The following is a 14,719-nucleotide window of genomic DNA, read 5'->3' as shown; positions in this document are numbered from 1 at the left end:
AGGCCCGGATCACCGTCGTAGCCGAAGAGCTGACGAGGAGTAAGAAATGAGCAGCCTGCAGAGCGTTCCCGCCCTTGGGACGCACCCGACCGCCGGTTCCAACGCGAGCCGTGCCGAGACCAGAGAACGGCTGGCCAAGGCCACGTACGACCTGCTGGTCATCGGCGGCGGAATCCTGGGCACCTCGGTGGCCTGGCACGCCGCGCAGTCGGGCCTGCGGGTGGCCATGGTGGACGCCGGCGACTTCGCCGGCGCCACCTCCTCCGCCTCCTCCAAGCTGGTCCACGGCGGTCTGCGCTACCTCCAGACCGGGGCGGTCAAGCTGGTCGCGGAGAACCACCACGAGCGGCGGGTGCTCGCCAAGGACGTGGCACCGCACCTGGTCAACCCGCTCACCTTCTACCTGCCCGTGTACAAGGGCGGACCGGTGGGGGCGGCCAAGCTGGGAGCGGGCGTCTTCGCCTACTCCGCGCTGTCGGCCTTCGGCGACGGAATCGGCAAGGTGATATCGCCGGCCCGGGCCGCCGCGGACAACCCGGGCCTGAAGACGGACAACCTCAAGGCCGTCGCCGTGTACTACGACCACCAGATGAACGACTCCCGGGTCGCCGTGATGACGGTCCGCGCCGCCGTGGAGTCCGGTGCGGTCGTCCTCAACCACGCCGAGGTCACCGGACTGCGCATGACGCAGGGTCGGGTCACCGGCGCCGAGCTCAAGGACCGCCTGGACGGCACCGAGTTCGGGATCGACGCTCGCGTCGTGCTCAACGCCACCGGCCCGTGGGTGGACCACCTGCGGCGCATGGAAGACAAGCACTCGATGCCGTCGATCCGCCTGTCCAAGGGCGCCCACATCGTGATGAAGCGCAAGTCGCCGTGGAAGGCCGCCATGGCCACGCCAATCGACAAGTACCGCATCACCTTCGCGCTGCCCTGGGAGGACCAGCTCCTCCTCGGCACCACCGACGAGGTCTACGAGGGCGACCCGGCGGACGTACGCGCCACCGAGTCCGACGTCCAACAGATCCTGGACGAGGCCGCCTTCTCCGTGCAGGACGCCGACCTGGACCGCTCCCTGATGACCTACGCCTTCGCCGGACTGCGGGTGCTGCCCGGCGGCCCCGGCGGGGTCGAGAAGGCCAAGCGGGAGACCGTGGTCTCCGAGGGCGCCGGCGGGATGCTGTCGGTCGCAGGAGGCAAGTGGACGACGTACCGGCACATCGGTCGGGTCGTCATGGACAAGCTGGCCAAGCTGCCGGGCAGTCCGCTCACCGAGGACATGGAGCCGGTGAAGTCGCTGGTACGCCGCGTCCCGCTGCCTGGCGTCGCCAACCCGAACGCGGTGGCGCACCGACTGCTGGTGGACCGGGACCCCGGTACGCGGATGGACCTGCTCACCGCGCGACACCTGGCCTCGCACTACGGTTCGCTCGCCTTCGACATCGCGCGCCTGGTCAACGAGGACCCCGCACTGGGCGAGCGGATCCACGAGGACGGCCCGGAGATCTGGGCGCAGGTCGTCTACGCACGCGACCACGAGTGGGCCGAGACCGTCGACGACGTGCTGCGTCGCCGCACCACGGTGACGATTCGCGGGCTCGACGACGAGGTCGTACGCGGCCGGGTCGAGGAGATGCTGCGCGAGAAGGCGTGAGCTGAAGGCGCGAGCGCGCCCAGCCGAGGGGCGGTCCGGTTCCGGGCCGCCCCTCGGCGGTCCCCCGTCACGGGCCCGTCGCGGGCTGTGGCCGAGGGTGCCACAAGCCGTAGGCTGGGCCCGTACGCAAGGGGAACTTCGGAAGGAGACCTGGGTGATCGAGCTTGAGGGCGTGCCCGAGCTGATCGACCCGGTCATGGTGGCCGCGTTCGAGGGTTGGAACGACGCGGGTGACGCCGCCTCCGGTGCGGTGGCGCACCTGGACCGGGAGTGGAAGGGCGAGGTCTTCGCGGCACTGGACGCGGAGGACTACTACGACTTCCAGGTCAACCGGCCCACGGTGTGGCTGGACGGCGGTGTGCGGAAGATCACCTGGCCCACCACCCGTCTGTCCGTGGTCCGCGTGGGGGGAGACAAACCGCGCGACCTGGTACTGGTGCGCGGCATCGAGCCATCCATGCGCTGGCGGTCGTTCTGTAACGAACTGCTGGCGTTCGCACACGAACTGGGCGTGGAGATGGTCGTCATCCTCGGCGCCCTGCTCGGCGACACCCCGCACACCCGTCCGGTGCCGGTCAGCGGGGTCACCTCCGACACGGACCTCGCGCGCCGTCTTGACCTGGAAGAGACGCGCTACGAGGGGCCCACCGGAATCGTGGGCATCCTTCAGGAAGCGTGCACCCACGCCGGTGTCCCCGCAGTGAGCCTGTGGGCGGCGGTGCCGCACTACGTCTCGCAGCCACCGAACCCGAAGGCGACGCTGGCCCTGTTGAACCGGCTGGAGGACCTGATCGACCTTCGCATCCCGCTGGGTGAACTCGCGGAGGACGCAAGGGCCTGGCAGGTGGGCGTGGACCAACTCGCCGCCGAGGACAGCGAAGTGGCCGAGTACGTGCAGAGCCTGGAAGAGGCGCGGGACACCGCCGAGTTGCCCGAGGCTTCCGGCGAAGCCATCGCGCGGGAGTTCGAACGGTACCTGCGCCGCCGGGACGGCGGCCCGGGGCCGGCCAGCCCCGGCGGCCACGCCACGGAATCCGGCGACAACTCCTACCTGCGGGACACTTCCAGTGGCCGCACCCGCCCACCGCAGCGCGCCCGCGGGGACGAGGAACCGGGGGCGGGGCCGGAGGGCGCCGGTGACGAGGGCGCCCCGGAGGGCTGATCGCACCTGAGAACATGACGCAGGCCGGGCCGGACGGAGAACGTCCGGCCCGGCCTGTGCTTCTTGAGGAGCCAAGACCAGCGGGGGCACCCCCTACAGGGCCACACCCAAGAGCGCGTCCACCGCGCGGGTGACGAGCCCGGGAGCCGAGTCGTCCGTGCCGCCCACGGACTCCTGGAGCTCGACCCAACGATCCACGGCGGCCAACGCAGCGGGGGCGTCGAGGTCCTCGGCGAGCGCTGCCCGGATCTCCTCGACCAGCTCGTCGGCGGCCGGCCCGTCGGGCCGGCTGACGGCGGCCCGCCAACGGCCCAGACGGGCTTGGGCCTGCTCCAGCACCGAGTCGGTCCACTCCCAGTCGGCCCGGTAGTGGTGTGAGAGCAGGGCCAGACGAATGGCTGCCGCATCTACGCCCGAACGACGCAGCGTGGAGACGAAGACCAGGTTGCCCTTGGACTTCGACATCTTCTCGCCGTGCAGGGCAACCATGCCGGCGTGCACGTAGGCCTTGGCCATCGGGAACTCACCCGTCAGCACCTGGGCGTGCGAGGCACCCATCTCGTGATGGGGGAAGACGAGGTCGGAGCCTCCGCCCTGGACGTCGAAGCCCATGCCGAGGTGGTCCAGCGCGATCGCCACGCACTCGATGTGCCAACCGGGTCGCCCGGGGCCGAGCGAGGCCCCGTCCCAGCTCGGCTCGCCCGGACGGGCCGCCATCCACAGCATCGGGTCCAGCGGGTTCTTCTTGCCCGGGCGGTCCGGGTCACCGCCGCGTTCGGCGGACAGCAGGCGCATCGCGTCGGCGTCGAGACCGGAGACCTTCCCGAAGTCCGGGTCGGACTCGACGGAGAAGTAGACGTCACCGTCGAGTTCGTAGGCTGCTCCGGCGTCCCGCAGCCGCTCTACGAGCGGAACGATGCCGGGTATGGCCTCAACGGCTCCGATGTAGTGCTGTGGCGGGAGCATCCGCAGGGCGGTCATGTCCTCGCGGAACAGCGCGGTCTCCCGCTGGGCCAGCTGCGCCCAGTCCTGACCGTCCCGCTCGGCTCGCTCCAGCAACGGGTCGTCCACGTCCGTCACGTTCTGGACGTAGTGGACCTGCCGCTTGGTGTCGAGCCACACGCGCTGGACGAGGTCGAACGCGTTGTAGGTCGCCGCGTGACCCAGGTGGGTCGCGTCGTACGGGGTGATGCCGCAGACGTAGATACGGGCGACAGGACCGGGGACGAGGGTGATCGTCCCGCGGGTCGCGGTGTCGTGGATCTTGAGGTCGCGTCCCTTGCCAGGAAGGGCGGGGACCTCAGAAGCGGGCCAGGCATACATGCCTTGAGCCTAACCGCACGGGTGTTGGAGAAACGAACCGGATCCGAGCGTATGGCCGAACTGGCCCTCTTGCGTCGAGGCCCGTCAGGCTCTAAAGAACGATCTTCGCGAGCCCGCCACCGGACCCGGCGAGCGGGCAAGGCTCCCAGAACGACCACGGCGCACCGACCCACGCGCACAGAACCCACCTCTGTGGGGAACGCCCGCCTGGGAGCCACGGCCCCTGAGCCGCGCCACCCGAGCCGGCGACGCCCTCCAGCAACCGCCCTCAGACCGGAGGCCAGGGAATGGCAGGCCACTGCCCCGAGGGCTCGGGGTGTCGGCCGGAGGACAGCAACATGCCCACCCGCCCGCGCAAGGCCTGCAATTCGGCCGGGGTGATCAGCCCGACCAGTCGGGTGGCGAGATCCCCGCCCCCGGCCAACCCATCGGCCAGCCGGGTGAGCACCCTGACCGCCTCCGCGGTGAGCGGTTGGCCCGCCCACCCCCACAGCAGGGTGCGCAGCTTGTCCTCGGTGTTGAACGTCACCCCGTGGTCGATGGCGTAGAGCCGACCGTCCCGCCCGGGCAACAGGTGGCCTCCCTTGCGGTCCCCGTTGTTGATAACCGCGTCGAGTACCGCAAGACGGCGCAAACGATCGTCGTCGGCGTGCACCAACAGTGCCGTACGCCCTTCACCGACCTCGGCGAAGCCCACCGGCCTCCAGCCCTGACCGGCTTCCTCACCCTCGACCAACCCGAGGAGCGCAGCGCCGGGCACCGGCGTGGGCCCTTCAGCGGCATCCGCTTCCACGGCCCCGGCCAGGGTAGGGGCCGGAGCCTGCTCCGTCTCTACCCACAACTGGACCATGCCCCTGCCGTAGGGACCGTCCCGCAGGACGGTCGGCGGCACCAGACCCCACCCGGTGGCTTCCGATACCTCGTACGCGGCGACCTCACGGGCTGCCAGGGTGCCGTCGGGGAAGTCCCACAGCGGTCGCTCACCCGCGACGGGCTTGTAGACACAGGTGAGCTCCTGCCCCTGGTGGGCCACGGTGCAGTACAGCACCGCGTTGGACGCCCCCCGGATGCGACCACGCACCGTGAGTTCACCGTCCAGCAGCACGCGCGCCTCCCCCGCGGGGGCTAGGCTCCGCGACGGTATCCGTTCTGGCGCGGGCATACGTGTCCCTCCGGATCGAGCGGCAGACTGCACAGTGGGCAAGGCGGGCGACCGGCATTGACCACGTCCAGGGCTCGTTTGGCGAACGCCCGGGCCTGCGCACCGGTCAGGCGGACCCGCAGCATCGGCGGACCGTTCTCCTCGTCCTGCAGCAACCGCTCCTCCGCCTCGGCGAGGTCCTCCTCGGAGTCCACGTCGAGCTCGACGAGCGCCTGCGCCTCGACGATCATGCGCTGTTCCTCGCCGTCCCAGGCCAGCGCCATCGTGCCGACCCGGAACTCCTCCTCCACCGGCGCGTCCAACGGCGCCGTGTCGGAGACCTCGGTCGGGGCGACGGCTGGTACCGGGGCGTTGCCCCCGGTCCGGCGCACCACCTCATCCAGCAGCTCGTCGATCCGCTCCGCCAACGCCGCCACCTGTGTCTTCTCCAGGGCGACACTGGTCACTCGGGTGCCTGAGGAGGCCTGGAGGAAGAAGGTCCTGCGCCCAGGCAGACCGACCGTACCGGCCACAAAGCGGTCCGGCGGGTCGTACAGGAACACCTGACGGGGCACGTCCAGTCTCCAATTCGGCTTCGGTCGGGATAAGGGGTTCCGGGCTGGTTCCGGCCCTCGGGGCGGGCCGGGTCCGGGGCTTGCGTCTCGGCGGTAGGGCGGCCGGGGCTCGCCTAGCGGGGCCAGGCTGCCTTCTTTTCCGGCCCATCTACCCTACTGCGCCCGTCGATCATGCCGCGCCCGCATCGCCCCCGACGACCGCGTTCCCGCCATCGGCGGGCTGTTCGCCGGACGGCTCGCGGGGAGCGAGCGAGCCGAGGTCCCCGGTGTCGCCGAGCCTCACCAGGAAGGGCCGCAGCCTGGTGTAGCGGATCACCGTGACCGAGCAGGGCTCCACCGAGATCCGCTGGAACAGATCGAGGTGCAGGCCGAGCGCGTCGGCGACCAGGGACTTGATGATGTCCCCGTGCGAGCACATCAGATAGGTGGCGTCCTCACCATGTTCCGCCGTGATCCGCGCGTTCCAGTCCCGCACCGCCTCGACAGCCCGGTCCTGCATGGCCCGCATGGACTCCCCGCCGGGGAAGGCCGCGGCCGAGGGGTGCTGTTGGACGACATCCATCAGGGGTTCGTCAGCCAACTCGGCGAGTTTGCGGCCGGACCAATCCCCGTAGTGGCACTCACCGATCCGCTCATCGGTGTGCAACGGCAGTCCGGGGCGACGTTCGAGCAGCGGGCTCAGGGTTTCCTGACAGCGTTGCAGCGGGCTGCTCACGGCCGCGGCGAGCGGCAGTTGAGCCAGCCGATCCGGCAGCGCCGCGGCCTGTGCCGCGCCCCGTTCGTCCAGGGCGATGCCGGGGGTCCATCCGGCGAGGAGTCCCGCGGTATTGGCTTTGGAGCGCCCGTGGCGTAGGAGGATCAGCGTGGCCATGGGGACACCGTAGCCGCCGGTCCTGCGGTGCGGGTCGGATCGGGCCAGGGAAGAACGCGCCGAAGGAACGTCGGCAGCCATCGCCTGCCGGTCGGCGGTGGTGTTGGACCCCGCCTCGTCCCTGGCGCCACCGCGACGAAGCCCGTCGCGCCCGGCTCCGGGCTCCGGGCTCAGACGAACTCGGGCGCCGCGGTCGGCCGCCCGCCGAGCGCGTCCCTGCGCTCGGGCAGCCGCAGGTCGATCATCCGGTGCCATCCGCTGAATCTCTCGTACGCGTACGCGGCACGAATACCGGCGGCGAGGGCACCCGACTTGGCCCTCGGCCAGCGCAGGATGCGCCCCATGTGCGCCATCACGGCGAGGCTGACGTCGCGGTAGACGGAGATCTCGGCGAGGGCGCTCTGGCGCAGCACCCGATGGATGGTCCGGCCGTGACCGGCATGGACCAGGCCCAGCAGTTCCTCGTGACAGTAGGCGAGGTGGTTGTCCTCGTCCTGACTGATCATCCGTACTGCCTTGCCGACTTCTGGATGGTCACCGAAGTGCCGCACCAGCATCACCATCTGGTCGGCGGCCCGCTGCTCGGTGACACGGCTGTGCGAGAGGTAGACGACGATGTCCTCCTCCGTCAGCGGCTCCTGACGCCGGAGCTTGTCGTGGGCAAGGCCGATCCCCCGGCGCTCCAGCAGCATCGTGTAGTCCGTCTCCGGCGGCACCGGGACCGGCTCCAACCCGCGCTTGCGCATCAGCGCCTGGAAGATCCTGCCGTGCTTGTCCTCGTCGGCACCGTGCCGGGCAATCTTGGGGGCGAGGGAGCGCATGCCCTCGGGCACCAGGGCCGCAATACGTGCGTTCTCCCACCCGCCCTGCGCCTCGCCGCTCGCCGCGATCGAACAGAAGAGCCGGAAGGACTCGTCATCATCGAGGATCTCTTGGAACAAGCTCCTGGCCGAGAGCATCGGTGCCACCTCCACGCCGCGGTTTCGCACGCGTCTCCCGCTGGTCTCGTGCCGCGGGGTCGCCAACCCGCGCGGTGCGCACGGTTGTCTGAGGAACCAGTCAAATGCGAACGGTCGCAGCAGGCAACACAGGGCTCGCGCCACTGCGCCGAACGAATGACACGCCCAAGGGCCGCCGGCGCGTAACCGGCCACCCCGCACGCGCGTTGTAGCGGGTGACGGCCGTGGCGGGGAAGATCCCCCGAGCCCCCACCACGGCCGCGGGCTTGGGACCCGGGCTCGCCTCCGCGGCCAGGGCCCTGGCGTCTTCGCCACCGGCAGGGTGACGAAGACGCCCAGGAAGACGTCCGCGGCACCGCCTGCCATGGCCCATCGAGACCGATGCGGCCCGGTGCCTCACCGAGGAACTCGATCCCCCAGCGATCAACGGATCACCCGAGCGCTCCTCAGGCGAGCCCGGCCAGCTCCATCGCCTCGGTTCCGGCACGCAACGCCGTCAGACGCTCCTCCAGGGTGAAACCGGCCGGCGCCAGGGTCAACGTGGTGACCCCGGCTTCCGCATAGGCCTGCATCCGGTCGGCGATGCGCTCCACCGACCCGAGAAGTGCCGTGGAGTCGATGAGCTGGTGCGGGACGGCCGCGGCAGCACCCTCCTTGTCGCCCGCCAGGTACTTGTCCTGGACCTCCACCGCTTCCTTCTCGTAACCCATGCGCTGCGCCAGCTGGTTGTAGAAGTTCTGCTTGCGGCTGCCCATCCCGCCGACGTACAGGGCGGTGTAGGGACGGAACATATCGGCCAGTGCGGGTACCTGTTCGTCCGTACCGACCGCCAGCGGCAGGGTCGGGCAGACGTCGAAGCCCTCCATCGTCTTGCCGACCTTCTCCCGACCCGCGCGCAGCGGCACGAGCGCGGTGGCCTCCAGATGCTCTGCTGCGGGGAAGATCAGCAGCGCGCCGTCGGCGATCTCTCCGGTCTGCTCCAGGTTCTTGGGACCGATCGCCGCGATGTAGAGCGGGATTTCCGCTCGTGTGGGGTGCACGGTGAGCTTGAGCGGCTTGCCCGGCCCGCCGGGCAGCGGAAGCGTCCAGTGCTCGCCCTCGAAGGACAGCCGCTCGCGGCTCATGGCGCGCCGCACGATCTCCACGTACTCACGGGTGCGGGCGAGCGGCTTGTCGAACTTCACCCCGTACCAGCCCTCCGAGACCTGAGGGCCGGATACTCCCAGTCCCAGGCGGAAACGACCGCCGGAGAGCGAATCGAGGGTGGCCGCGGTCATGGCCGTCATGGTGGGCTGACGGGCCGGAATCTGCATGATCGCCGAGCCGATGTCGATCTGCTCGGTCTGTGCGGCCACCCAGGACAGTACGGTCGGGGCGTCGGAACCGTAGGCCTCGGCGGCCCAGCAGACCGAATAGCCGAGGCGGTCGGCCTCCCGGGCGACCGCGAGGTTGTCCGCGTCCATGCCCGCGCCCCAGTAGCCGAGGTTGATCCCGAGTCGCATACCGTCCCCTTACCCATGAGTAACGTGCTGTTGTGCGGGACTCTAGCGCGCGCGGTCCCGATCGGGGAGGTCACGACGCCCACGGACCACCCGCCCCCACCCCCTCTGGGGACCGAGTTCCGGCCAGTACCCTCAGCGCTCATGGAGCAGAGGCACCTCGGCCGCACGGGCCTGCGCGTATCCAGGATCGGCCTCGGCACCCTCACCTGGGGCCGTGACACCGACGACCACGAAGCCGCCGAACAGCTCAAGCTCTTCTGGGAGGCCGGCGGAACGCTCATCGACACGGCCGACGTGTACGGAGGCGGCGAGTCCGAATACGTGCTCGGCCAACTGACCGCCGGACTGGTGCCACGCGAGGACCTGGTCATCGCCACCAAGGCGGGCAGCGTCCCCGACCCCGACCGCCGTTTCGACGCCTCCCGCGGCCACCTCCTGTCGTCCTTGGACGCCTCCTTGCAGCGGCTCGGCACGGACTACGTCGACCTGTGGCAAGTGCACGCCTTCGACCCCACGACCCCACTGGAAGAGACCCTCCAGGCCCTGGACCTGGCCGTCAGCAGCGGACGGGCCCGCTACGCGGGTGTGTCGAACTTCTGCGGCTGGCAACTGGCGAAAGCGGCCACCTGGCAACTCGCCGCGCCCGGGGCCCGTACCCGGCTCGCGAGTACGCAGATGGAGTACTCACTGCTCCAACGGGGGGTGGAACGCGAAGTGCTGCCGGCCGCCCTGGACCTCGGCGTGGGCCTCCTGCCGTCCTCACCGCTCGGCCGGGGAGTCCTCACCGGCAAGTACCGCGCCGGCACACCGGCCGACTCCCGCGGCGGCAGCGAGCACATGGCCCCCTTCGTCGCCCCGTACCTGGACGAGCCGGCCTCCCGGATCGTGGACGCAGTGCAGACCGCTGCGGACGGGCTGGCGGCCACCGCCCTCCAGGTCGCGCTGGCCTGGGTCCGGGACAGGCCCGGGGTGGTGGCGCCGATCGTGGGCGCGCGGACAGCGACGCAGCTGACGGCCGCCCTGTCAGTGGAGGCCCTTAGTCTTCCTGACGAGATCTGCCGGGCGCTGGACGATGTCTCGGCCCCCGTCCACCGCTACCCCGATCACGACTGGAGCACGCTGTGAGCACGGAGCACCAGGCCGCGCAACCCGCCGAGGCCGCTGCCGTTGCCGAACCCGCCGCTGAGCAAGCCCGGGCCCAACCGCAGCCGCCAGCACCGGACGTCTCACAGTCGCGGCCGGAGGAAGCGGAATCGAAGGCCGGAACCGATCGGAGCCCGGACCGGGGCGGCGAGCAGCCCGACGGACCGGATCCGCGAGGCGCCCAGCCGACCGGGCCCCGCCCGGAGCACGGCGCTGAGGAGGACGAACAGACCGGCACGAGCGCCCCGTCCCCCCTCAGCGAGGCGGAGGCGGAGCTCGCCGCCCAGCGAGTGGAGCGCGAGCGGATCGCCCGCCGCAAGGCGGAGCGCGCGGGCCCCGTCGAGGCGGGGGCCAAGCTCAGCGGGACCGCCGCGGACCTGCTCGCTGCCGTGCGCGCGGTGGAGAGCGGCAGGACCCCACAACGCCCCGTCGTCGAGGCTCCCGCCCCATCCCGCCCCGCCCCCGCACCGGCGGAACAGCCGGTCGGCCGCCACCTCGCACCGTCTGGGCAGGACGGACCGGTGGCACCCGGCACCGCGCTGGTCGAGGCCGTGACCCTGGTGTTGACGGAGGGACAGGCGCCCGCCTCGCTCGCCGCACCGGCGGCCCGGGTGTTCGGTGAGGGCGCAGCGCAGCTGCTACGCGAAGACCCCTGGCGGCTACTGGCCGTCCCCGGGGTCCGACCGGCCCAGGCCGACGGTTTCGCCCGGGCCCTGCTGGGCGCAGGCTGTCGACCGGATGACGTACGGCGCTCCGCGGACCTGGTGAGTTGGCTGCTGGAACAGGCAGCGTTCAAGGGCCATACGGTCTTGGAGTCATCCGTGCTGGAAGCCGCACTGGCACGGTACTCGGTGCCCGACCCCGATCGGGCAGTTCGGGCAGCGGTCACGGACGGCGCCGTCCTGGTCTTCCAGGAGCCGGCCGACGAGCGCGCACCGGTGGACAGCGCGCAGGGCGAGGGCGCTCAGGAACAGCCCGTACGGACCCTGCTGGGCGCGGAAGGCCTGGCCCTGGCCGAGGAGAGCCTGGCCGAGGGCCTGGCCCGACTGATCAACACGTTCGACGCGGCCACCGCGGGCTCCGGGCTCCCGGAGGGCTGGCGAAGGTCTGAGGCCGAGGCACCCTCCCCTTCCGCCGCACAACTCCTGCGGGCGGCTGCCGGTCATGGCCTGGTCACCCATACCGGCGGCGAGGCGGCTCGGGCGGAGCCGGTGGCGCTGGTACGGGCCGCCCGTGCGCTGGGCCTGAGGGCCTTCGCCGCGTCCCACACCGTCGACGGCCGTGACCGGGCGGCGGCGGCCGGGCTCGGCGAGGCGGCGGTCACCACCTTCGGGCTCCTGGCCACGACCGAAGGCCCCGGGCGGGACACGGAGGGCGCACTCGCCATCGATCTGCTGGTGGTCCTGGATGCCCAGCAGCTGGATGTGGAAGGTGCGGCGGTGCTGGTGGAGTCCGTCCCGGACGGCGCCCGGCTGGTGCTCAGTGGAGATCCCGCAACGCTCGGATCCCCCGGCCCGGGCCGGGTGTTCGCGGACCTCCTGGCCGCCCGGGCCTGCCCGCAGGTCGTCTCGCGCACCCCGGACCCGGGTCCGCTGGGGGAACTGGTCTCCGCAATCGGCATCGGCGAGCTCGTCCAGGTCGATGCCCCCGGCAAGGAGATCGTGATCGTCCCCGTTGAGGACGCCGGGGAAGCGGTGCATCGGACCGTGCAACTGGTCGCCGACTCGGTGCCGCGGGCTCTGGACATCCCGGCACCACGGACTCAGGTGGTGACCGTGGGCCACGGCGGTTCAGCCGGCACGCGCGTGCTCAACTGCGCCCTGAAGGAGCGGCTCAATCCCGGCCCCGGTCGGTTCGCCGGCTTCGATCCGGGCGACCGGGTCGTGTACACACCGACGGCACACCGTGTGGTGCCAGCCAGCGTCGTGGGCGCCGAGCCGGACGGGCTGCGGTTGGAGTGCGCGAGCGGTTCCGTGTTCGTGCCCAAGGGCGAAGTGGAGCGGGTGCTGCGGCACGGCTGGGCCGTGACCGCGGCGCAGGCCGTGGGCTTCCGTTGGCCTGCCGTGGTCGTCGTTCTTCCTGGTGATGCCGCCGAGGGGCTTTCTCGGGACTGGGTGTACACGGCGTTCGGGCGGGCCGAGCAGCACCTGTCCGTGGTGCACGGCGTCGATCAGGCTCTGGGGCGAGCGGTCCGCGAGGTCGGCCCGAAGCAACGGAGCACGCGGCTGACGGCGCTCCTGCGCGGCCTGATAGCAGACAGCGCCGTAGCTGGCTGACGGGGAGCCGCATCCCTGGCAGCCCTCTGGACACAGCGCGGGCCCGGGGCTGGGTGCCCCGGGCCGATGGCCTCGCCCTCGGGGTCAGCGACGCTCGACGTCGAGCTGCCGGAGCGGCTTCCCCCGCGGGGTCCCTTCGAGATCCGCGAGGTCCCCGCCCTCGTCCTCGTCGAGTTCGTCGTCGAAGACGGAGCTGACATCGAAGCGGCACAGGACGTGTTGTGGGTCCGCCTGGTCGAAGGGCGCGGCCAGCCACTCCCCGGGCTCGGGCGCGTCTTCGGTGACCGCGATCCACAGGGTGGAGTCGCCTTCCTCCAGGCCGAACTCCTTGTGCCGTGAGGCGATCTCATCGGGCTCGTACTCGCCGAAGAGCACGCCGAGCGCCGCGGCGGTCCCGGCCCCTCCGCCGGGTTCGAGTTCTCCTTCGACTTCGCTGACCCGCTCGGCCTGGGCGATCAGGCGGGGCGGTTCGGCCACCACGTAGTCCCGGCGGATGAGCACGCTGAAGGCGCTCGGTTCGCTGGGCCCGGTATACGGAACCGAATCTTCCGTTCCGGGGATCTCAAACGGGGTGACCTCGTCATAGCGGTCGTAGAGCAGTTCGTCGTACTCCTCGGCCGCCGCGGCCAGCTCGTTGAATGCGGCGTACACAGCCGGGTCGTCGTCCCCGGCACGGCGCTCGACGGCGTCGAGGTGGTGATCGAGCGCGGCTTTGACGGCCTCGGCAGCGGCGCGTACCTCGGCAGCAGTGGGTCGAGCAGCATCAGACATAGTGCAGACGCTATCCGTAGCGGGCAGGTGCCCGCACAATAGATTCGATGCCGGAATACGAATTTGTCGACGTGTACGTGCCCCGCGGTGTGAGCCGCAAAGAGGCAACCCGTCTGCTGACCGACCACGCAGAGTACGGGAACTGGGAGTTGGAGCGATTGAGCCTGCGCCGGGACGGCAGCCGCAGGGTGCGACTGCGCCGGCGGATCATCCGCCAACTGCGGGCTACCTGGTAGGGCGGTGGCCCCGCGCCCAGCGCCGGGCCACCGTGTACATGGGAGTGGGCCCGGCGTCAGATGCCCGAAGCGGCGCGCCGAGCCCGGCGGTACAGCAGGGAACCGCCCAGCAGCAGGCCCCCACCGAGCGGCAGTGCGATGCCGAGCCCCGTGCTTCCGGTGGTGGCCAGCGAACCCCTACCGACGCGCGCCGCCTGAGCACCGCCCGTCGCCAGAGCTTCGGTCGCCGGGGCAACTCCCCGCCAGAGTGGCGACTGCGGCGTCAGATTCCGGCCGGCGTGACCCGACCGGTCCACCGCCTCAACGGGGCCTGAGCCTTCCTCACCGCCGAAGGCACCCTCGGGAGTTCCCCGGTCAGGAACCGGATCGTCTCCACCGGGAGCACTGGGCTTGCCCGGCTGTCCCGGAACGGCTGGGACCCCTGGGGAGCCGTGATGAGCCGAACCTCCCGGCGCATCGGACTTGCCAGGCCCAGTCCGCCCACCCGACCCTGCGGCGCACTGGTTCCCGGCCGCCGGACTGAGCAGACCAACTACGCTGACGGTGTTCCCACACACGGTGACCGGCGCGTGCACCGGCGCCTCGACGCGGTTGCCCGATCCGATGCCGGGTGCGTCGGCGGCGGCCGCCTTGGTCCGCGTCCCCTGGGACCGGCTTCCGGCGCACTGGTTCCCGGCCGCCGGACTGAGCAGACCAACTACGCTGACGGTGTTCCCACACACGGTGACCGGCGCGTGCACCGGCGCGTGCACGGTGTTCCCGGACAGTACGCCCGCAGAGCGCGCGGTCGCGCCGTCGGCGTGGGCTCCCGAATCGGCTTGCGCTTGGGCGGCGCCGAGTGCGAGTACGCCCCCCGCGGCTGCCACGGTGATCAGCGTCTGCCTGGTGACCTTTCGCATCTGTGTTGCTCCCCCTGCTCTTGTGCACGTGCGCCGTCGCGTGCGCCCCGTGCGATCCGATGAGCGCCGGGCTCCCCTGCCCGTACGCCGTGGATGGACAGCCCGTGGGGGGGGGGGGGGGGGGGGGGGGGGGGGGGGGGGGGGGGGGGGGGGGCGGCCCGCCCCGGGGGGGTGGTGGGGATGGTGTGGGGGGGGAGGGGGGGGTGG

Annotated in this window: 13 protein-coding genes; 5 read left to right on the top strand and 8 right to left on the bottom strand. The window is 71.3% G+C overall.

Annotated elements, in window-relative coordinates:
- Positions 1-46 precede the first annotated feature (46 nt).
- Together ACFYMC_RS26740 and ACFYMC_RS26735 are read left to right on the top strand one after the other, a co-directional pair.
- Entirely contained in the window at positions 47-1,654 is a 1,608-nt protein-coding gene (locus tag ACFYMC_RS26740; RefSeq protein WP_388529705.1) for an FAD-dependent oxidoreductase, read from the top strand.
- A 154-nt stretch (positions 1,655-1,808) separates the two neighbouring features.
- Entirely contained in the window at positions 1,809-2,816 is a 1,008-nt protein-coding gene (locus ACFYMC_RS26735; RefSeq protein ID WP_388529702.1) for a PAC2 family protein, read from the top strand.
- 93 nt (positions 2,817-2,909) lie between these two features.
- On the opposite strand, the gene mshC is transcribed toward ACFYMC_RS26735, so the two are convergent.
- The 6 genes from mshC to ACFYMC_RS26705 all read right to left on the bottom strand — a co-directional run bounded on the left by mshC (position 2,910) and on the right by ACFYMC_RS26705 (position 9,187).
- On the bottom strand, positions 2,910-4,139 hold the full coding sequence (gene mshC, locus ACFYMC_RS26730) for a cysteine--1-D-myo-inosityl 2-amino-2-deoxy-alpha-D-glucopyranoside ligase (RefSeq protein ID WP_388529700.1): 1,230 nt from the start codon (positions 4,137-4,139) through the stop codon (positions 2,910-2,912).
- 268 nt (positions 4,140-4,407) lie between these two features.
- Positions 4,408-5,301 carry an SCO1664 family protein gene (locus ACFYMC_RS26725; RefSeq protein WP_388529697.1) on the bottom strand — a complete coding sequence of 298 codons (894 nt, stop codon included), beginning with the start codon at positions 5,299-5,301 and terminating at the stop codon, positions 4,408-4,410.
- Entirely contained in the window at positions 5,265-5,855 is a 591-nt protein-coding gene (locus ACFYMC_RS26720; protein WP_388529694.1) for a DUF3090 domain-containing protein, read from the bottom strand. The genes ACFYMC_RS26725 and ACFYMC_RS26720 overlap by 37 nt, the downstream gene beginning before the upstream one ends.
- 169 nt (positions 5,856-6,024) lie before the next feature.
- On the bottom strand, positions 6,025-6,726 hold the full coding sequence (locus ACFYMC_RS26715; RefSeq protein WP_388529691.1) for a histidine phosphatase family protein: 702 nt from the start codon (positions 6,724-6,726) through the stop codon (positions 6,025-6,027).
- 170 nt (positions 6,727-6,896) lie between these two features.
- Positions 6,897-7,685 carry a ferritin-like domain-containing protein gene (locus ACFYMC_RS26710; RefSeq protein WP_388529688.1) on the bottom strand — a complete coding sequence of 263 codons (789 nt, stop codon included), beginning with the start codon at positions 7,683-7,685 and terminating at the stop codon, positions 6,897-6,899.
- A 446-nt stretch (positions 7,686-8,131) separates the two neighbouring features.
- Complete coding sequence (locus ACFYMC_RS26705) at positions 8,132-9,187, bottom strand: LLM class F420-dependent oxidoreductase (RefSeq protein ID WP_388529685.1); 1,056 nt, start codon at positions 9,185-9,187, stop codon at positions 8,132-8,134.
- Positions 9,188-9,328: 141 nt separating this feature from the next.
- On the opposite strand from ACFYMC_RS26705, the gene ACFYMC_RS26700 reads away from it, so the two are divergent.
- Positions 9,329-10,312, top strand: coding sequence for an aldo/keto reductase (locus tag ACFYMC_RS26700; RefSeq protein WP_388529683.1), 984 nt, complete (start codon positions 9,329-9,331; stop codon positions 10,310-10,312).
- Positions 10,309-12,606, top strand: coding sequence for a helix-hairpin-helix domain-containing protein (locus ACFYMC_RS26695; protein ID WP_388529680.1), 2,298 nt, complete (start codon positions 10,309-10,311; stop codon positions 12,604-12,606). The genes ACFYMC_RS26700 and ACFYMC_RS26695 overlap by 4 nt, the downstream gene beginning before the upstream one ends.
- A gap of 84 nt (positions 12,607-12,690) precedes the next feature.
- Here ACFYMC_RS26695 and ACFYMC_RS26690 read toward each other — a convergent pair whose 3' ends face one another.
- Positions 12,691-13,377 (bottom strand): hypothetical protein, encoded by a 687-nt coding sequence (locus ACFYMC_RS26690; RefSeq protein WP_388529678.1) that lies wholly within the window; start codon positions 13,375-13,377, stop codon positions 12,691-12,693.
- Between the two features lie 47 nt (positions 13,378-13,424).
- Between ACFYMC_RS26690 and ACFYMC_RS26685 the strand changes: the two genes are divergently transcribed.
- A complete protein-coding gene (locus ACFYMC_RS26685) occupies positions 13,425-13,613 on the top strand; it encodes a DUF5703 family protein (protein ID WP_388529675.1) in 189 nt (62 codons plus the stop codon).
- 56 nt (positions 13,614-13,669) lie between these two features.
- On the opposite strand, the gene ACFYMC_RS26680 is transcribed toward ACFYMC_RS26685, so the two are convergent.
- Entirely contained in the window at positions 13,670-14,512 is an 843-nt protein-coding gene (locus ACFYMC_RS26680; RefSeq protein ID WP_388529672.1) for a chaplin, read from the bottom strand.
- Positions 14,513-14,719 lie beyond the last annotated feature (207 nt).

This window comes from Streptomyces sp. NPDC006879 (assembly GCF_042869595.1).
Taxonomy (GTDB): Bacteria; Actinomycetota; Actinomycetes; order Streptomycetales; family Streptomycetaceae; genus Streptomyces.
This window is presented reverse-complemented; position numbering and strand designations above follow the sequence as displayed.